13 protein-coding genes are annotated in these 19,250 nt (G+C 65.5%); 1 reads left to right on the forward strand and 12 read right to left on the reverse strand.

Annotation, left to right across the window (positions count from 1 at the left end):
* Position 1: 1 nt before the first annotated feature.
* The 6 genes from ACOGXH_RS02550 to ACOGXH_RS02575 form a co-directional block, all read right to left on the reverse strand.
* Positions 2-1,411 carry an OB-fold domain-containing protein gene (locus ACOGXH_RS02550; protein WP_419927548.1) on the reverse strand — a complete coding sequence of 470 codons (1,410 nt, stop codon included), beginning with the start codon at positions 1,409-1,411 and terminating at the stop codon, positions 2-4.
* A gap of 25 nt (positions 1,412-1,436) precedes the next feature.
* The gene (gene mutM / locus ACOGXH_RS02555) at positions 1,437-2,237 is read right to left on the reverse strand and encodes a bifunctional DNA-formamidopyrimidine glycosylase/DNA-(apurinic or apyrimidinic site) lyase (RefSeq protein ID WP_419927549.1); all 801 of its coding nucleotides are present in this window, start codon (positions 2,235-2,237) and stop codon (positions 1,437-1,439) included.
* 3 nt (positions 2,238-2,240) lie between these two features.
* Positions 2,241-3,044, reverse strand: a complete 804-nt coding sequence (locus ACOGXH_RS02560; RefSeq protein ID WP_419927550.1) for a nucleotidyltransferase family protein — start codon at positions 3,042-3,044, stop codon at positions 2,241-2,243.
* 13 nt (positions 3,045-3,057) lie between these two features.
* Positions 3,058-6,369 carry a UvrD-helicase domain-containing protein gene (locus tag ACOGXH_RS02565; protein ID WP_419927551.1) on the reverse strand — a complete coding sequence of 1,104 codons (3,312 nt, stop codon included), beginning with the start codon at positions 6,367-6,369 and terminating at the stop codon, positions 3,058-3,060.
* Positions 6,370-6,371: 2 nt separating this feature from the next.
* Positions 6,372-9,563: a PD-(D/E)XK nuclease family protein gene (locus ACOGXH_RS02570; protein ID WP_419927552.1), complete on the reverse strand. Its 3,192-nt coding sequence runs from the start codon at positions 9,561-9,563 to the stop codon at positions 6,372-6,374.
* Positions 9,564-9,633: 70 nt separating this feature from the next.
* Positions 9,634-10,239 (reverse strand): class I SAM-dependent methyltransferase, encoded by a 606-nt coding sequence (locus ACOGXH_RS02575; RefSeq protein WP_419927553.1) that lies wholly within the window; start codon positions 10,237-10,239, stop codon positions 9,634-9,636.
* A gap of 60 nt (positions 10,240-10,299) precedes the next feature.
* Between ACOGXH_RS02575 and ACOGXH_RS02580 the strand changes: the two genes are divergently transcribed.
* Entirely contained in the window at positions 10,300-11,514 is a 1,215-nt protein-coding gene (locus tag ACOGXH_RS02580) for a phosphotransferase family protein (RefSeq protein WP_419927554.1), read from the forward strand.
* Here the strand turns inward: ACOGXH_RS02580 and ACOGXH_RS02585 are convergent.
* The 6 genes from ACOGXH_RS02585 to ACOGXH_RS02610 form a co-directional block, all read right to left on the reverse strand.
* Positions 11,511-12,422: a RecB family exonuclease gene (locus ACOGXH_RS02585; protein ID WP_419927555.1), complete on the reverse strand. Its 912-nt coding sequence runs from the start codon at positions 12,420-12,422 to the stop codon at positions 11,511-11,513. The two genes, ACOGXH_RS02580 and ACOGXH_RS02585, sit on opposite strands and share 4 nt — an antisense overlap.
* Positions 12,423-12,451: 29 nt before the next feature.
* On the reverse strand, positions 12,452-14,542 hold the full coding sequence (locus tag ACOGXH_RS02590) for a DNA gyrase/topoisomerase IV subunit B (protein ID WP_419927556.1): 2,091 nt from the start codon (positions 14,540-14,542) through the stop codon (positions 12,452-12,454).
* On the reverse strand, positions 14,539-16,926 hold the full coding sequence (locus tag ACOGXH_RS02595; protein ID WP_419927557.1) for a DNA gyrase/topoisomerase IV subunit A: 2,388 nt from the start codon (positions 16,924-16,926) through the stop codon (positions 14,539-14,541). Before ACOGXH_RS02595 ends, ACOGXH_RS02590 begins: the two co-directional genes overlap by 4 nt.
* A gap of 134 nt (positions 16,927-17,060) precedes the next feature.
* A complete protein-coding gene (locus ACOGXH_RS02600) occupies positions 17,061-17,813 on the reverse strand; it encodes a glycosyltransferase family 2 protein (RefSeq protein WP_419927558.1) in 753 nt (250 codons plus the stop codon).
* Complete coding sequence (locus ACOGXH_RS02605) at positions 17,810-18,742, reverse strand: SDR family NAD(P)-dependent oxidoreductase (protein WP_419927559.1); 933 nt, start codon at positions 18,740-18,742, stop codon at positions 17,810-17,812. The genes ACOGXH_RS02600 and ACOGXH_RS02605 overlap by 4 nt, the downstream gene beginning before the upstream one ends.
* A complete protein-coding gene (locus ACOGXH_RS02610) occupies positions 18,735-19,223 on the reverse strand; it encodes a nuclear transport factor 2 family protein (RefSeq protein ID WP_419927560.1) in 489 nt (162 codons plus the stop codon). Before ACOGXH_RS02610 ends, ACOGXH_RS02605 begins: the two co-directional genes overlap by 8 nt.
* Between the last annotated feature and the right edge of the window lie 27 nt (positions 19,224-19,250).

Genomic DNA, 19,250 nt, shown 5'->3' on the forward strand with positions numbered 1-19,250 from the left:
CCTACGCTCGGGGCAAGGCCAGGTCGACGGTACCGGTCACGTGAGGCCCCCGACTGTTCTGCCCCCGGAATGAGATTTCGGCGATGGCATCGCCGTCGGCTTCCCGTTTGGCGGTGACCGATCCCGACATCGTCATGCAGTCATAGGGGTAGTTGGGCGCGCCCAGGCGGATCTTCAGGTTCTTGAACACGGCGTCGGGCCCGGCCCAGTCGCTGATGTAGCGGGCCGATAGGCCGCTGGAGGTGAGGATGTTCATGAAGATGTCCTCGGAGCCCTTCTTGATGGCCATATCCCGGTCGTGGTGCACATCCTGGTAGTCACGTGACGCGATAGCGGTGGACACGATCAGGGTGGGGGTGAGCGGGATCGGGCACAGGGGCAGCTCGTGGCCAACGCTCACCTCGTCGAATGTCAGCGTGGTTGCATTACGGGGCACTCGGGCGGGTCGGAACACCGGAAGGCTCACATCTTCGTGAGTCTGCATGTGCCAGGCCTGGAGCGGCATGCCCACCTTGAGCTGGTCGGGGTCGCAGTCGGTGATGTTGGTGACGAGGCGGACGCCCTCTTCCAACTCCACCAGTCCGATGTTCAGCGGGTAGTCGAATGAGGGAACTCGGGGATGGTGGGCCACTACGTATGAATAAAGCGTGCCCTTCCCAGAGGCTGTGATGTAGCCCATGTCGGTGGCCCCGCAGGCCGGGCAGCGGATACCGGGCGGGTGCTGGAGGCTCCCGCATTTGAGGCACTGCTGGATGCGCAGCTCTCCGACCCGGCTGCCCTGCCAGAAGAAGTCGGTGTCCTGGTTGCGGCTGGGACGGGGACGAGGGGGACGCTGTGTGTCGGAGTCTCCGTCGCCCCCGGTGCTGGCGGTTCGCCCGGTGCCGGGGCGGAACTTGAGGATGCGGAAGAACATTGATCCCACGTGGTCGCCATGCGGATCGTGGTACTCGGTCTCGGTGGTGACGAAATGGCCGATGCCTAACGCGGTCTGCTTCTCTTCCGACACCTCAACCAGCTTGACGACGCCGGTGAGTTGGTCGCCCAGCTTGAGATAGCGGTGATAGACGTGTTCGCAGTTGGTGGCCACCACCCCGACATACCCGGCTTCGTCCAACATGGCGTACACCCCGGAAGCCGGGTCTTTGGGATCGTTGACTCGAGGGATCAGGCCGATCATGGTCCAGGCATTGAGCATCGCCGGAGGGGCGACGATCTCGTCGTGGGGCCCTTGACTGGCCGCGTCTGGGTCGGTGTAGAGGGGGTTGGCGTCCTCCATGGCATCGCACCAGTGGCGGATCATGGGCTGATTCACCGGATCCCGAGCGATTGTCGGAGTGCCGGTATTCCCGACCTCCTTTCGGAGCTTGGCGACGAACGCTTCCTTCTGCTCGTCGGTCATCTCATCGCTCATAGTCGTCCCCTTTGCTCGTGGGACGCTAGCGCGGCTGGCATTGGGGGCAGAAAGTAAGGGTGCGGGCGTCGTAAGTGCGGTGTTGGAGTGGAGTGGCGCAGCGCAGACAAGGTTGGCCCGAGCGGCCGTAGCAGGCCAGCACATTCTGGTGGCTCCCCTCGCCGCCGTCGGCGTTGCGGTAGTCCCTCAGCGTGGTGCCGCCATCGGCAAGCCCGGCCTTGAGCACCTCTACGAGCGCGGCGTGGAGTTTTTCAGCTGCTAGCCGGCTGATTCGACGCTTGGCCGGGTGGATGCCAGCCATCCAAAGCGCCTCGGTTCCGTAGATGTTGCCGACACCGGCCACCGGCTTCTGGCTGAGGAGTTGAGTGGGGATTCGGCGGCGGCTGTTGCGAAGTGCCCAATAGAAGCCCTCCGGGGTGAACTCGGGACCGAGGGCGTCGGGGCCTTGGATGACCAGCGTGGGAATCGCGTCGTATTGGCCGGCGGGCACACAGCGGATTCGGCCGAAGCGCCGGACGTCCCGATAGGCCAGGTATTCGCTGTCGTCGAGTTGCCACCAGGCCCGGATGTAGGAGTCGTCGGGGATGGCGGGGGTGATGGTTAGGGAGCCGGTCATGCCCAGGTGGATGATGAGTTCTCGACCGTCGTTAAGGCTTGTAATGAGGTATTTGCCTTTGCGGTTCAGTCCTTGAATCGTGGTGCCGATGGCCTCTATGGCCGGGGTGAACTTCTCTGATTCGTGGGAGTGGGCATCTTGGATATGGCGGCCCTTGAGTCGGGGTGCCAGTTGGCGGCGGATGGTCTCGACTTCGGGCAGCTCAGGCACGGCTTAGCGGGACCTGAGGGCGGTGCGGGCGATTTCGAGGTCGTCGGGGTTGGTGACGCCGATCCAGGTCTCGTCGGTGGTGACTACTCGGACGGTGAGGGCGCCCTTCTCCATTTCTGAGGCCACCGCAGTAGGGAGGAGGTATTCGGCCGAGGGGCTGTCGCCGTGTTCGTCGAGGAAGCGGGTGAATCCGTCTCGAAGGGCGTCTAGGAACGCAGGGGAGAAGGCCCACAGGTTCATGGACACGATGGTGTTTTCCGAGAATGCGTTGTCGGCTCGGGAGATGCCTTCTTGTTCGACGATGCCGACAAGGCGGTCGCCCTCAACCTGGCACACGCCGCGGGTCACGGTGCCCTCCGCTGGCAAGGTGCGGTCGAGGTGATAGCCGCACAGCCAGCCCTCGTTGTCGGCCATGGTCTGCATGGCTTGGGTGAGGGCGGCGTAGGCGGTGGGGCCGTAGTAGTCGTCGGCGTTGCACACCACGAATGGGCCGGTCACGGCCTCAGAGGCCGATAGCACGGCGTGGGCCGTGCCCCATGGTTTGGGCCGCGATGGGCCGTGCTCGTCTTGGCGCACATAGGCCACGTCGAGATCGGTGGGCAGGCCGCCGCTGGTCTCGAAGTGCCGTTGGACATCGGCCTCGATGTCGCTACGCACAATGAGCACCACTCGGTTGGCTCCGGCGGCTCGGGCATCGGCGATGGCGAAGTCCAAGAACGCCTCGCCGTTCGGCCCTACCTGGGCCAGCTGTTTGGTGCCGCCGAAGCGCGACCCCAGCCCCGCAGCCATCACCACCAGTGTGAACATCGCTCTTTTCCTATCAGGCCGCAGCCACTGACAGCCGTCGACGGACTTCTTGTTGGGCTGACACCAGATCGTCGCTGGCGATGACAACTTCTCTTGCGTCTTGACCTTGGCGGGCAAAAACCAGCACGCAGCGGGCCACTTCCTCGCCTACTGCCTGCTCCACTGCCAAGGCATACGCAGCCACCTGGAGCTGGTAGCGGTCGACCTTGGCCTGGAGAATCTCGTCGTCGTGGATGTCGTCGGTTTTGTAGTCCACCACCACCAAACCCTCGGGGCCGCGGTAGAGCAGATCGATGTAGCCCTCCACAACAGTGTCATCCACCGGGGCGGCCACGAACAGCTCCTTCCAGTGTTCCGAGCCAGCCGCTTCCCGCACAGTGTTGGACTCCAGCGCGGACAGAGCCAGGGCCAAAACCGTGCTCTGGGCTTGGGAGACGCCCTCGGCCTCGGCTTGAGCCACCGCTACCGGACCGAGGCTGTCGGGATCGGCGTCCAATTCCACGGTTTGCAATACGCCGTGAACCGCGCTGCCAATCTGGGTTCCGCCACGACCCTTACGCAGCGGCGACCGATTGTCATCGCCGTCTGTGGGTCCGTCCTTGGCTAGGCCGGCAATGTCTTCATCTTCGGTCTCGTGCCAGGCGATTTTCGAGGCGCTCATGATTGATGGCTTGCTCGCTGCGGCCATGATCTGCACTCGCTCGCTCTGCCATGTCGAAAAGGATGCTTCGAGGGGAGTGTCGGGTTCTTCAGATGGCAAGGGCTCCGGCACCCACTCGGCCTCTGGTAGCCAGGCGGCGTTTTCCACCACCATCTCGGCCATCGATGGCTTGGCAGTGCTGTTCTCACTTCGCTTTATGCGATGTGTCGAAACGACCAGATGGTCCATAGCCCGAGTGAGGCCCACATAGAGCAAACGCACCCGCTCGGCGTGCTCCATCTCCTCTTCTTCATCTTGATGCTCGGCGAACGACTTGGTTCGCAAGAGGTTGCTGAAGCGCACGCCGAAACCGCCTTTGGACGGCCAAACCACCCGGGCCGACATGGGACGGCTCCGGGCGTAGGTCCCCGACAGAATAACGATGGGAAACTCCCGGCCCTTGGCGGCGTGGATGGTGGTGATGCGCACCGCGTCGTCATCGGTCTCCGACAAGATGACGTCGGTCTCTCTGGTCCGCTCTCCGATCTTTCGCTCCACCCAGGCGACGAACTCCCGCAATCCCCGCCCTCCGGATTCCTCGAACTGGCGAGCCTGGTCGACAACCAAGTCGAGGCTGCGCCACGCATCCCGAGCCCGGTGCTGGCCGAAGCAACTCGACTCCATAAGTCGCCTCTCCCGCACGATGCTCTCGAGAATCTGGCTGGGATTCAGCCAGCGCGCCTTTGCTTGTAAGTCGGCCAGCCATGCCATGGCTTCGCCCACCGGGTGATTCTCGGGGAGTTGGTTGGGCCGGGGTGCGGTGTAGTTCCACTGGCCCCGATAGGCCACCTTGTATGTGAATAGATCGTCGTCGCCGCAGCCAAAGGCGGGGGAGCGCAGGGCGTTGACCAGGGCCACCTCGTCGGTGGGGTCGGCCAGCGCCCTCACCACCGCCATCACCTCCCGAATGATCTGGCTGGACCAGATCAGCGAGCCCGCCTCAATCCGGTAGGGGATGCTCTGTGCTTCCAACGCCTGCTCAAGCTGAGGCAGCGAAGTGCGGGTGGGCAGCAGGATGCAAATGTCCTCCAGCCGAGCCGGTCGCCACAGTTCGTGGCCGTTCTCGTCCCGGCCGCCGCCCACCGACCAACCTTGGCCGACCGCGGTCAAGATGGCCTGGGCCACCTCTTGGGCTTCGATCATTCGCAACCCGCTGGCCCGGGACCCCTTGGGGTGCTCCCGGCCGAGCACCGCCACCGGTGGTCCCTCCGGCGGCGATCCCCGAACCGCATCGAGCGCTTGATAGTCGGGCTGGACGTGCTGCTTCGAGGGGCTGGGCGGGGCCATGAACTCCTTGAACAGGGCATTTGTCCAATCCAGGATGAGCTCGACCGACCGGAAATTGCGGGTGAGCGTCTTTCGATTCACGGTTTGGGCATGTCCTGCTTGGGTGTACAGGGCGATGTCGGCTCGTCGGAATCGGTAGATCGACTGTTTGGGGTCGCCCACGAAGAACAGCCGCCCCGCCTCGTCCTGCAACTCCGCCCAGTGTCGGTGGTCGTCGGGGGACGCGGCGATCAGCTTGGCCAATTCGATCTGGATGGGGTCGGTGTCTTGGAACTCGTCGAGCAGCAGGCGCTGATAGCGCCCGGCCAGCGCCTCTCTGATGTCTTCGCCGTGCTGAGGGTGGCGCAGCAGGTTTCGGGCCAAAACCAACAGGTCGTGATACTCCAACACCCCCAGGCGACGACGGTCCTCGGCGGCTTCGAGGGTGAAGGCCGCAAATTCCAGAGTCAGCCGCTCGATTAGGACATCAGCCACATGGGCTCGGAGGACTTTGATGGCGTCACCCAGCTCTCGCAACTGGGCGACCACATCATCCAATGACGGGTCATCGCTGTCTTCGTCGGGCCAACTTCCCTTTCGGCCCGCTCTGGTGAAGCTCAGCCCGGGGATAAACAGCAGCCGCAATATCTGGTCCTCGTCACCCGCCGCCCCCCGCAGCAGATTGGCCCGCTCGGCGATGGCCTCGAGCTTGGGCAGCATTTTGTCGGTTGGGTCGGTGCAGTACATCGAAAGCGCGGCCACCTCGTCGAACCAGCCGGGGAATCCGCTGACATCGGGAATCTCGATCGGGCCAGTGGGGTGTGGCTGGGCCATTTCCCGGGCGACCAAGTCCCAGTTGCTGTCGAGGTGCTGAGCCAGCTCCCGAAGGTGACCCATGTTCAGGCCCAAGATCCGGGCCAGAGCTAGGGCGTGCTCCTGGTCGGAGCTGCTCAGCAGCCGGCTCTGGAACTCCACCCAGCGGTCTTCGAATGCTTCGGTAGGGCTCACCTCGAGGCGGGCGGGCAGCCCGGCCTCGATAGCGTGCTGGGAGAGGATGCGCAGGGCGAAGCCGTGAAGGGTGGTGATGGCCGCGCCGTCTAGCTGGTCGAGGGCTTCAGCGTGTCGCCCAGACTTAGAGAGCTCTTGGCGCAGGCGGTTCTTCAGCTCTGCGGCGGCCTTCTCGGTGAACGTGATGGCGGCGATGTTCTCCATGGCCATGCCGGTGTCGAGAAGGGAGAGAACTCGGGCCACCAGCGCGGTGGTCTTGCCCGATCCGGCCCCAGCCTCCACGAACAGGGTCGAGTCGAGTTCGGCTTCGATGGCGTCCCGGTCGGCTTGGTCATTGTTGATCGGTGCCATGGTCAATCCGCCCCGGGGTCGAATCCGTGGGGCGACTCAGCCAGATGCCCATAGTTGGCCAGTTCCTCTCGGCCCTTCATGTTTTCCCACGCCCGACGGCGCTCCTGGGTGCCCAGCCGGTCGGCGTTGCAGTAGTCGCAGTACTGGCTGAACGGTCCCTCGGTGCGGTCGGGTTGAGGCCGGTCGCAGAACACCCCGTCCTCGATGCCGTCGGCGATGATGTCCACCACCGCGCGGAAGCGATCCATCACCCGGTCGTTCAGCCGGTAGCCGTAGGCCTTGAACTGCTGGTCGCTGGTGACGAACCAATACTGGGTTCTGATCGGGTCAGCGGAGTCGTCGATGTGGTCGCGGGCGGCCAGCCCGTATACCGGGAGCTGGAGGCGGGTGCCCCGAAGGACGGGGTCCCAGTTCCGGCTTCTTTCGTCCAGGTCTTTGTAGGGGTCGGAATTGCCGGTCTTGTAGTCGGTGACCAGCAGAGTGTTGCTGCCCTGGTCCACCCGATCGGCGCGGCCACGGAATCTCACTGACCGGCCGCTGGGCAGCGAGACGGCGACTGCCTTCAACTCGTCGCCGAGCATCCCGAAGGCCAACTCACTGGCGGCGGCGGTGACGTCGAGGCGGCGGCGCTGGTCATCGTCTTCCCACAAAAAGCGCTCCAAGTCGGTCAAGATCCGACGTCGGTCGTGGTGCCAGAACACCGGGGTGCCGGTCAGCCCTTGGGCCTCGGCTTGCTGGCACAACTCCACTCCGATCTCGAGCAGGCGGCGGCGTTGCTCATCGCTCCACCGCAGGACAGGATGCGGCACCTGGTTGTTTTCGAGCTGCTCGCTCACAAACCTGTCCAGGGCTTCGTGGACCAGCGAGCCCTTCTCCAACGCCGAGATCTGGAGCAGATCCTCGGGCTGCTCGAACGTCTGCACCCGCAAGACGTATTGAAAGAAGTAGCGCATGGGGCAGTCGGCCCACGTCTCCAGGCTGGTGGGCGACACCACGTCTTCGGCCAGGTCGGCGACCCTGAAGCCGGACAGGTTGCCGTCGAATCGGGTGAACTGGTTGGAGGCCCGGGCTGCTACAAGCTCGGCCCCTCGGGTCAGCACCGGGTCGTCGTCGAATGGCAGATCATCAGATCGGCTGGCCGGGGCCAGGGCCTTGAGCCGGAACTCTTGGGCGGTGGCCGGGAACTCGGCGTCGAGCACCCTTCCGGCAAACGAGGGGACATGTTCGAACCAATCCGCGGTTTCGCCGGTGGCTAGGTCCTCCAGATTGGTGCTGTCCACGGTGTGTCCCACCAGTGCGCTGGCGGAGTCCAGCAGCCAGCGGGAGGGGTGCTGCTCGCAGGCCTGGCGGGCGTCGCCTCGGGCATACACCATGATGCCGACTTCGGCTGATGCCAGCGCGGCCAGTAGGTGGCGGTGCTGATCGTTCATACGGTCAGAGAGGAGGGCGAGATCGTTGCCGGCCGCGAGGCGCTCCCGGTCGGGCAGAAGCGGATCATCGGAGGGGCTGTGGGGGAACTCTCCCTCGGCCATGCCAGTCAGAATTGTCCGATCCAGTTCTATTCCCAGCGAGGCGCCGATTTCCTCGGTGAGCACCCCGTGCCCGACCCGGCCGACCCGGCCGGTGCGTGCCCCCAACTCCGAGACCAGGGTGTGTCGGAAGGTGTTTGAACGGGGACGGTGCTCGATTTTGTCCAGGTTGGCCAAGCGGTCGAGGATCCCTTCAATCTGGTTGGCCGCTTCCTGCTCGGGCTCAGGCCAGTGCTGCCGAGCATCCTCGTCGCCGAGATAGGTGTGGATCAGCCCCCTGATCCACCCACACCAATCGTTCCAAGTGGACGGCTCCGGCTCAGGGGACAGGTCGTCGATGAGCTGGTCCATGAACCGGGCCAGCGACTCCGCATGGTCTGCCTCTCGCCCGCGCCGCTCAACCCGTCCCTCCACTCGGTCGGGATCGCGCCGTTCTTGATGGGCGGCCTTCCGCTGCTCGTCGGCGTACCGGTTGAGCCGCGTCCCCCACTGGTCGGAACCCCGGGCCACCCCGGCCCGGCGCGACACCCGCTCCCACGCCATCACCAGATCGGCGGCCAGCGTGGGCTGGTTGCTGGGCGCTTCCCCCCGGGGCACGGTGGCCGAAGCCACCGACAGCAGGGCGAACACCTCGTCTCGGCGGAAGTCGCGGCCCTCCAGGTTCAGCATTGCCACCAGTCCCCGGCCCACCAGTGAGTCGGCCAGGGTGCGCCCGCTGGGACCGTTGAAGGCGATCCCCGCGGCGTCGAGCTGATCGTGAAGCGACCGGATCGCCGGCTCGCCGCCCCCGCACAGCACGGCGATCCGGCTAAAGGGGATGCCTTCTCGGGCGGCGTCGACCACTTCCCGGACCGCCACTCGGACTTCCTCTTTGGCGCTGGCGGTTGTGATGATGCGCTGGCCGTGGGGTGGGCTGATCTCCGGCATCGGGTCGACAACCGCACCCATGCGGCTGATTGACTCCATCACCGCGCCATCGGCCCTCTCTCTGCCGGTCAGCCCGGCGATCACCGCCACCGGCGTTGCCTCCGACAAGACGGCGACCATGCGGCCCTGTGATCGGGTGACCCGCTGCAGCAGGTGGATGATCACCGAGCCGAACCCGTGGAGGATTTCACTGAGCCTCCCCGACTCAAGTGCGGCGATGGCCAGCTCGCTCAGATCGTGGCCGTCGTACCACTCCGGCTTCAGCAGCTCTCCCACTTGACGGCAGATGCGGACAACATCGGCGGCTCGGCGGCTCTGTGACTCCAGGGTGTCGAGTTGCTCCTCGGACAGCTCCCGCAAGTCCCGGTACGACCGCACCAAGGCCTGCTCGGTGGCCGGGTGCCGAGCCGAGGCCTGGAACAGGCCGGGGTCGGTGTTCAACACGCTCCGCACGGTGGCGCTGAGCACCGGGCCAGAAAGCGGCCTACGCTCAAACTCCATCGCCATCTGCCGTCCTGCTAGGCGTTCGGCTAGGTCAAAGAGCTTGAGGAAGTTCACCGCGGCGATGCCTTGGTCTCGTGCGCCCAGGGCTCGGCGGGTGGCGAGGCCGGCGATGTTGGTGGGCACTACCACAGTCACCGGCGCCAGGGGATCGCCCTGCTTGAACGCGGCGATTTGCTCACCCAGCCGCTCGGTGGCGGGCGGCCCATACGGGGTGCAGATCACCTCGATGCTCACGGGTCAGATGGTAGAGATCGGCAGTGACACTTGTCGGTGGCCGCGAGTGGTGGATTGCATTTGTGATCTGTTAGAGGGCGGTGGCGTAGACGGCGTAGAGGGGGTCGCCGGGGGTGCCCGGCGGGATGCACTGCTTGGTAACTGGCTCGTCCCAACCTTCGGAGGCCTCGAAGTAGCGGCGGACGATCTCAAGGTGGCCGGCGTCGTCGGCGTACAGCCAGCCCCGGATTGCTTTGGTGGGGAAGCACCGGTTGGAGAATGTGATCACGAACAGGCCGCCGGGGCGCAGCACCCGGGCCACGTCGGTGAACACTTCGATTGGTTGGGTCAGATAGTCCACCGAGACGCAGCAAGTGACGGCGTCAAAGGAGTTGTCGACAAAGGGCAGCTGGGGAGTGTGGTTGAGGTCGTGTATCAGCCACTCGTGAGCCTGGGGGTTAGCGGCCAACTCAACCTGGTTCATTCCGAGGGCCACGAGCCGCTTAGGCGGGGTAATGAAGTGCGAGATCCACGACGACATCAGATCGAGAACTTCTCCAGTCAGGCCCAACTCCTGGTAGATGGCGCCGACTGCGGCGATGGCCTGGTCGTCAATGTGGGTGACGAGACGAGGTGGTGCGTAGAAGAAGTGGTCGGGGCTGGGATCAGCCCGATCAAAGAAGCCCGGAGGGAACACGAAGTTTTGAGCGTAGACGCCGAATGAGAGGTGCGCGACGAAGAGGCTTAGCCTGTTCGGGTGAGCGGGCTGGAACTCGAGCTGCTGATGTGGGTGGAAGAGTGCTGTGGCCAAGGGGTCGCGGATGCCAATCGTATTCCGGGGGGTGCCTCCCGCCAGGCGTGGGTGGTGACTCTGGAAGACGGGGGGCAGCAGTTCTTGCGGATGGACGCGGGAACTTCGGCGCTGTCCGAAGTGGGCTACAACTTGGCCCGAGAGGCTCGGGTGTATCGCTGGTTGACCGACAAGCCGGTGCGGGCGGCAGGATTCAGAGGCGTCAGCCCCGATGGGCGGGCGCTACTGCTGAACTTTGTTGAAGGAACGCCGGGTCCTCTGGACGATCCTGCTCTAGCCAAAGACTTCATGGAGCAGGTCAACGCCCTCCATGCTCTGGAGCCGCCGGCCGACCTGGCCCATGACGACCTGGCCCAAGGCGAAATGAAATTGTGGACCCGGCTCTATCGGGAGCACTGCCCCGAGTCAGACCCTCTGGTCGACCTTGGCTTGCGCCAACTGGCCGAGATGGCGCCCAAACCCCCGGAGCGAGCAGTGCTGGTTCACGGTGATCTGGGACCGGGCAACGTGTTGCACGACGGCCACCGGGTGACCGGGCTGTGTGATTGGGAGCTGGCCCATGTGGGCGATCCCATGGAAGATCTGGCTTGGATAACGGTGCGGGCCATGCTCACCCCGTTTGTAGACGTCGGCACCGCGTTCGGGTGGTATGACGGCCCGGTGGACGCCGAGCGGGTGCGCTATTGGCAGCTGGCCTGCCAGGTCCGCAACCTCATCGGCTTGGGGGTGGCCGGGGCCGCTGGTGGCGACTTGGGTATGAGGATGCTGTTTTCCACCCTCCACCGGCGGGTGACCGCCGAGCTGCTCTGCGAAATCCTAGGGGTGGACGCCGAGCCAATCGACGTACCCGAGCCCTCCGATACTGAGGCCAGCGCGGCCTACGAGGCCGTGCTCGATGATCTGCGCACGGTGATTACCCCCGCCTTGGAGGGGTACGCCACGGCCCGGGCCAAATCGGTGGCCCGGCTGGTGAGATACCTGGACATGGTGGACCGCATCGGACCGGTTCTCGCCGACCAAGACCGAGCCGACCGGGACCGCTTCGACATGGGCGACGACCGCCAGGCCGCCCACTACTGGGCCCGAGCCACCCAGCGCGAAGAGGCGCTCATGGGGCCGGCCATGGGCCGTCTGGGCGGAACGCGCCTGCCCCGGGTCTAGCCGCCAGCCTTTTCGGCTTGGGCGATTCGCTCGAGGGCCGGTGCATCGGACCGCAGCTTGCCGATCTTGTCGCGGTGGAGTACTTCCTCAGTCCCCTCGGGGCATTGGGCCACAAACGGGCACCAGCCGCACAGCGGGCCGGTAGAGGCGTCGAACTCCAAAGAGATGCAGCTCTCCATGATGGCCAGCCAGGTGGTCCGCAGCTCGTCGATAGCCTCGGTAAGGCTCTCGTCGGTGATCTCTACCTCCACCACTTTCTGGCCTAAGTACAGCAGCTGCGCCTTGGCCGGCTTTTGGCCCTCCAACTCAGTGAGCGCCGCCGCGTACAGCAGCATCTGGGTGGAGTAGTTGGAGGAGTACCGCTGCGACGGTGCCTTGCCCGACTTGTAGTCGGTGACCACCAATCCGTCGTCGGTCTCATCTACCCGGTCGATGATGCCTCGGAACGGAACCCCGTTGATCTCCACTCTCACGTCTTGCTCGGTGGAGGCGACCCTCACCTCGCTGGGGTCTTCCAGATCCCACAGACCCTCGATGGCCCGCCAGCCGTTGATGCGGAAGTCCAGGCCGCCGCGGTCGTCCAACTCCAGGCCCTGGTAGTCGGGATGGTTCTCCATCTTGGGCCACAGCTCGCGGGCCAGCTTCTTGGCACGGTCCACGGTCCGGTTCTCCACCGGCTCCTGCATCAGCTTCTCCAGCACCATGTGGGCGAAGGTGCCGGTAACTGCCGGCTCTCCGGGGGGATCGGGCAGGCGGTCGACGTAGCGGAACTTCCAGCGCCGGGCGCACTCTCGATACGAGGACGCGCTGGACGGGGACAGGTACTTGGGGACGTAGCGCTCAGGTATCTCCATGAGCTTGTCGCTTGCCGGTTCGGCGGCCTGTTCTACGGGTTCGGTCACTGTCATGTCTGTCTACCCGATTTCTCCCTTGGCCGTCAGTAGTCGAGGGCGTCGCGGTCGACTAGCTCGCTGTGGGCGATGAGGAAGTCCTTGCGGCGGCCTACATCGGAGCCCATCAGGGTTTCGAACATCTCCTCGGCCTTCTTCGCATCGTCGAGGGTGAGCTGCCGAAGCGTGCGGGTTTCGGGGTCGAGGGCGCATTCGGCCAACTCGTCGGTGTCCATCTCGCCCAGTCCCTTGAACCGGGACCACCGGATGTTCTCGGCCTTGCGGTTGCCCTTGGCCAGCTCCGCGGTGGTCTCGTCCCGTTCGGCATCCGACCACGCCCGGTAGGTCTGGTCGCCCACCTTGGCGGTGTACAGCGGGGGCTGGGCGGCGTACACCCGGCCCGCCTCCAGCATCGGGTGCATGAAGCGGTGGATGAGGGTGAGCAGCAGGCAGCGTATGTGGCTGCCGTCCACATCGGCATCGCACAAGATCACGATGCGCCCGTACCGGGCCTTGGCCATGTCGAAGTCGTCGCCGGAGCCGGCCCCCATTGCGGTGAACAGGGCCTGGGCCTCGGCGTTGTCCAGCACCTGCTTCACCGAAGACTTGGCCGCATTCACCACCTTGCCCCTCAACGGCAGGATGGCCATGTTCTCTGCATTGCGCCCCGCCTTGGCTGGGCCGGCGGCCGAGTCGCCCTCCACCAGGATCAGCTCGGACTCCGGGCCGTGAACCCGGCAGTCGGCCAGCTTGTCGGGCATGCCGGTAGAGCCCAGCGATGCGGCCCGGCGCTTGTTCTCCAGGGTCTGACGAGCCGACACCCGGCTCACCACCGCGTCGGCGATCTTGGACTGAAGAGCGCTGACATGGCTCTTGGGGCCGGTTTGGAACCAGCTCTCCAAGCCGTCCTTGAGAACGTTGTAGACGATGGACTGCACCGGCGGGGTGCCCAGTTCCTGCTTGGTCTGGCCCCGGAACTGCGGCTCGGGCAGGGTGACTTTGACCGCGGCCACCAAGCCCTCCTGCACGTCCTCGCGCTGGGCCCGGTCATTGCCCTGCTTGGCCAGGCGGGCCAGCTTCTTGGAATCGGCCAGCAGGCTGTCGTTGACCGCCCGGGTCAGCGCCCGCTCGAATCCGGCCAGGTGGGTGCCCCCGTGCGGGGTTGGGATGGTGTTGACGAACGTGGCCACCTTGGTGTCGTAGTCCTTGACCCAGCGCATGGCGATGTCTACCTGGCAGTGGCGGGTGACCACTTCCATAGCGCCGTCCACGGGGACCTTCTCCTCGAACTCCTCGGCTCCGGGAATGGAGATGACCTCGGTGACGGCCTCAGACTCCGACAGGTGGGTCACCAGATCGGCCAGGCCCCCATGGGAGATCAGGTCCACCGGCTCGTTGTCGTGGCCACGGCGCTTGTCTTCCAGCCTGATCCTCAATCCGGGCACCAAGAAGCACGCCTGTTGGGCCCGCTGGCGGATGGCTTCGAACTCCACTGCCGCGTCGGGGTCGAACATGTCCCGGTCGGGCCAGAAGCGGATCCTGGTGCCGGTCTTGCGGGTGGAGCGGACTCGGCGGAGCTTGTGGCCCTTGACGAACTCGTCGCCGTCGAACTGCCCGGCCTTCTGTTTGACGAACCACAGCTGCCTGGTGGCGCCGTCTCGGTCCACTTCGGCCCGCAGCCGAGTGGACAGGGCGTTGACCACCGATGCGCCCACCCCGTGCAATCCGCCTGAGGCGCCGTAGACTCCGCCGCCGAATTTGCCACCGGAGTGCAATTCGGTGAGCACCACTTCCAGCGCCGAGACCTTCTTGGTGGGATGGGGGTCGATCGGAATGCCCCGGCCGTTGTCGCTCACTTCTATCGAACCGTCGGCATGCAGGATCACGTCGATGCGGGTGGCGAATCCGGCACCCGCCTCGTCCACGCCGTTGTCGATCAGCTCCCACACCAAATGCATGAGGCCGTCGCTGCCGGTGCCCCCGATATACATGCCAGGGCGCTTGCGGACGGCCTCCAACCCCTCGAGGGTGACGATGTCGGCCGCTTCGTAGCTGCCGTTGCCGTTGCCCCCGTTGGGAGGGGTGAACAAGTCGGAGTTCTTGCCCCGAGAGCGCGAGGCGGAACTGGTCTGGGTCACCATCGGGGCATCCCCACGCTAAGGACCACTGCGTGGTCGGCGTTGCCGTTTTCCAGTGGGAAGGGCACCGGGGCCTTGGCCGGCTTGCCGTTGTCGTCCACTTCGGCCAACAGGTCTGCCGCTGGAGCGATCACCGCCATGGCCAGCTGGGTTTCTTTGGTCAGCTGTGTGCCCAACCCACCCCTTGCCGTGGCGGTTATCTCGGACACCGGTGTGATGTCCACCGAGCCATCGGCGTCCACCGAGATGACCGCCTCTTCTCCGCTCACGCCCTGGGCCGCAATGATCCGGTCGCCGTTCCGCAGCTTCATGCCCTTTACCCCGGATGCGCCCCGGCCCTGGACCGGGACCGAGTCGACCGGGGCCCGCAAAACCCGTCCTTGTGCGCTGACCAGCACCATCTCGGCGGTCTCCGGAGCGCAGAAAGCGGCCACCACCCGGTCCCCGGGCTTCAGCTTGATGACCTGCTTGGCCGCCCGTCCCTTGTCAGCCTCCGACAGGTCTACCCGTTTCACCGCGCCCGTTGAGGTGACCAGGGTCAAGGGCTCGCCGCCCGCCATGACCAGGGTCAGGACTGCCTCGCTGCGAATGGTCCCGAACACCTCCGAAGCGCCGGCCCCTCGACTGCGGCCCGAAACCTCGGGCAGGGCCGAAATCGTCGAGGCAATGATGCGGCCGCCAGAGGTGACCGCCAGTACCTTGTCGCTGAGATTGGCTTCCAGCGATGCGGTCAACACATCGTGGCGCCCGAACTGGGATCGCCGGCGCCCTCCAGCCGATGCCCGGCCCACGATGCCGGTGGTAGACAGCGTGACCACGCAGGGCCCTTCGGCTGTGGGGGTCAGCTCCTCCACCGGGGTGGCCTCATACACCGGGGCGTTTTGGTGCGACACGATCTCGGTTCGGCGATCCTGACCGAACCGCTCCACCAGCTCGTCCAGCTCCTTCAGCACCACGGTGCGCTGGCGCTGCTCTGAGCCCAGCAGCTTCTCCAACTGGTCGATCAATGCGACCAGCTCGTCGCGCTCGTCGATGATCTTCTGCCTCTCTAGCGCAGTGAGGCGCCGAAGCTGCATGTCGAGGATGTGGGCCGCCTGGACCTCGGTCAGGTCCAGGGCGTCCTGCAATCGCTGTCGGGCCTCGGCGGCGTCATCGGAGCCCCGGATGATGGCCACCACCTCGTCGATGTTGTCCAGGGCGGTGATCAGCCCCTCCAGGATGTGGTGGCGGTCGCGGGCCCGGCCCAGGCGATGCCGGGTGCGCCGCACCACCACGTCGAGGCGGTGGTCAATGTAGTGGCGGCACAGGTCGTAGAGCCCCACGGTGGTGGGAACGCCGTTCACCAGCACCACGTTGTTGACTGCGAAGGTCTCCTCCAGCGGGGTGAGGCGGAACAGGTCGTAGTACAGCTTCTCGGGCTCCACATGGGGCTCGCACTCGATCAGGATGCGCAGCCCGTGGTGGCGGTCAGACAGGTTGCGGGCGTCGTGGATACCGGGCAGCTTTCCGTCGACGATCAGGTCGTTGATGCGCTTGACCACCTTCTCGGGCCCGACCATGTAGGGCAGCTCGGTGACCTCGATCCCTTTGCGGCTGCGGGTCAGCTTGACCGGGGTCATCTTGGCTTGGATCCGGATCGAGCCCCGTCCGCTCTCGTAGATCTGGCGCAGTCCCCCCTCCTCGGAGTCGATGGCCAAGCCCCCGGAAGGGAAGTCGGGGCCGGGCAGGGCCTTGAGCAGCTGGTCGACAGTGGGCTTGGGCCGGCGCTTGGTCATCACCAGCCGGATTGCCTCGGCCACCTCTCGCAGATTGTGGGGGGCCATGTTGGTGGCCATGCCCACCGCGATGCCGGTGGTGCCGTTCACCAGCAGGTTGGGCAGCCGCCCCGGCAGGCACTCGGGCTCGGCGCTCTCGCCGTCGTAGGTCGACCGGTGGTCCACCGTGTCCTCGTCGATTTCGGCCAGCATCTCCATTGCAGCGTCGGCCAGGCGGCACTCGGTGTAGCGGGGGGCGGCCGGGGGGTCGTCCAGGGTGCCGAAGTTGCCGTGGGGATCCACCAGGGTGATGGGACGGGAGAAATCCTGGGCCAGCCGCACGAGGGCGTCGTAGATGGCGGCGTCGCCGTGGGGGTGGTACTTGCCCATGGTGTCGCCCACCACTCGGGCGCTTTTGCGGTGGGGACCGTCGGGGCGGATCCCCATGTTGAGCATGGAGTAGAGGATGCGGCGCTGCACCGGTTTCAGGCCATCACGAATGTCGGGGATGGCCCGGGAGGTGATGACCGACAAGGAGTAGGCCAAAAAGGACTCCGACATCTCTTCGGCCACCGGGACAGGCACGATCTCACGGGCAAAATCGACATCCGTGTCGCGATCGTTTGACACGGTGCCGAGCGGTAACTGTGATTGTGGGGGCATGATTCCCTTAGCGGATTTTCGTAGGGGGGAGTGCGGGTTTTACCCCTGATTAGACGGTACCTGTCCTGGGTGACAGTTGGGCGGAAATCGGCAGCTTACGGTCAGATTTTCGGAATGCGGGCGCGGCTGAGGCGCACGGTCTGGCCGAAGGACCGGAGGGCGGCCCGAAGCGCCCGCCAACCCAGGATCGACACCACTCCGGTGGTGCGGTCGTGGTGGGGGACGGGCACCTCGGCCAAGCGGGCGCCGGATCGGGCCAGCAACCCCGAAAGCACCACGTTGGGGGCGAAGGTGTCGTCGGGAATGGGGGCCAGCAGCGGGGCCAACGCCGTTGAGCGCATAAGCCGGTAGGGGCAGTTAACGTCGGCCAGGCGGCAGCCGAAGGCGGCTCGGGCCGTGAACCGGGCGGCCCGGGTGATGGCCCGTCGGCCGGGCGATTGGTTCCGGCTGCTTCGGATGCCGATCACCGCGTCCGCCTGGTGGCGGAGGTTCCACAGCTCACCAAAGGAAGCCGCGGGCATCTCATCGTCGGAGTCGGTTTGGAATACCCAGTCAGCGATGTCCGCCCCTCGCCGGTAGCCCCGCAAGATGGTCGGTCCGTGGCCGCTATTGGGCTTCACATCCACCACGAGGCGCCGATGGCGCTCAGCCACCGCCCGCAGCACCTGCTCGCTGTCGTCGGTGGCCCCATCAACGATGGCCACCAGCTCGTAGTTGATGCCTAAGCCGTCGAGCACCTCGAGCCAAGATTCGGCCACCTGGCCGACGATCTCCTCCTCGTTGTACACCGGCATGACCGCGCACAACTCGAGCCGGTCGACAGCTCCGCCGCCGACTGCGGCGTTGTCGGTCACTCTTGAGAAGCCTGGGCCAAAAGCTGGGCTTCCTTCTCGGCCAAGATGGCGCCGCTCAGGTCGTAGCGGATGGCCGCGGTGTTGGGCTCGGGGCCTTTCCAGCCGGGCAGCAGGCCCCGCTCGTGGCAGAAGAACTGGGCCTCCACATTGGTGCCGTTCAACTCCGAGGCCTCGGGATCGGTGGCCAGCCAGGCCACCACCGCGCCGATCACATCGGCGGGTTGGCCGGTGTCCTTGAAGCCGAATTGGGCCATGTCCTGGGCGATGCGCTCAGTGGAGATGTAGCCGGGCTGCACGTTGAATGTGTTGATGCCTTCCTTGCCGTGCTCCACGGCCAGGAATCCGGCCACCCGGTGAAAGGCGCCCTTGCTGATGCCGTAGCCCATGCCCCAGCCTCCGTCGCCGGCGGCCTCGGTGGGGTCGGCGAAGCCCGAGGCCGAGGTGATGTTCACGACGGTGCCGCCGCCCCGCTCGATCATCTGGGGCAGAAACGCCTTGGTCAGCACCAGAGGGGCCAGGCAGTTGGCCTTCAGGTGGTAGTCGAGCAGCTCGATGGGGGTGTCCAGCAGGCGGTCCATGTGGCCAGGGCCGATGTAGCGCCCGTTGTTCACCAGCACGTCCACCCGGCCCCAATGCTCCAATGTCGTAGCGGCTGCCGCCTCTAAAGAGTCGAAGTCGAGCAGGTCGGCGGCCACGATCAGCGCATCGCCCCCCGCCTCGGTCACCATCGCCGCGGTGGCCGACAGGCTGCCCGGTAGCGGCGAGGTGTCCGACCGCTGCACCGTCGAAGAGTGCTCTCGCTGCTCGCCGTCCTGCACCGTCCGGGCCGACACCGCCACATCGAACCCCGCCCGGGCCAGATGCACCGAGCACGCCTTGCCAATCCCCCGGCTCGCCCCGGTCACAAACGCCACTGGTCGATCAGACATGGCGGATGTCCACGTCGTGCCAGTCGCTCTTCAGCTCGTCGGGTGGTGTGGGGAAGGCGCCGCGGGCCCACTGGGGCCGGGCGGTGCGGGCGGTGATGAGCCAGCCCTCGTCAAAGCGGGCCACATCGTCGCAATAATGCAGGCCCAAGATGAGGTCGCCGACGTCGGAGTCCTCTGGGCGCATGTGGTAGGCCACCGCCCAGGTCTCGATGTGACCCTCCTCGGCGCCCTCCTCCAGATCGATGTACTGGTTGCCCATGAAGTGCAAGGTGGCATCGAACTTGTGGAGTTCCTTCTCGGTCCAGTCCAGGTAGGGGTCAAGATCCCCGGAGATGACCGTTCCGCTGATCTGGCAATCGGGGTGGAAGGCGGAGCGCACCATGTCGAAGTCGATCCGGTCGATTCCCCGGGCGTACCGCTGGGGAACCTCCTTGATCAGCTCCCGATCCTTCAGCCATTGCACTGTGGTTTCGACGTCCATCTCGCCTCCTTCGACCCGCTCCGGCAC

This window comes from Candidatus Poriferisocius sp. (assembly GCF_965208355.1).
Lineage (GTDB): Bacteria > Actinomycetota > Acidimicrobiia > Acidimicrobiales > Bin134 > Poriferisocius.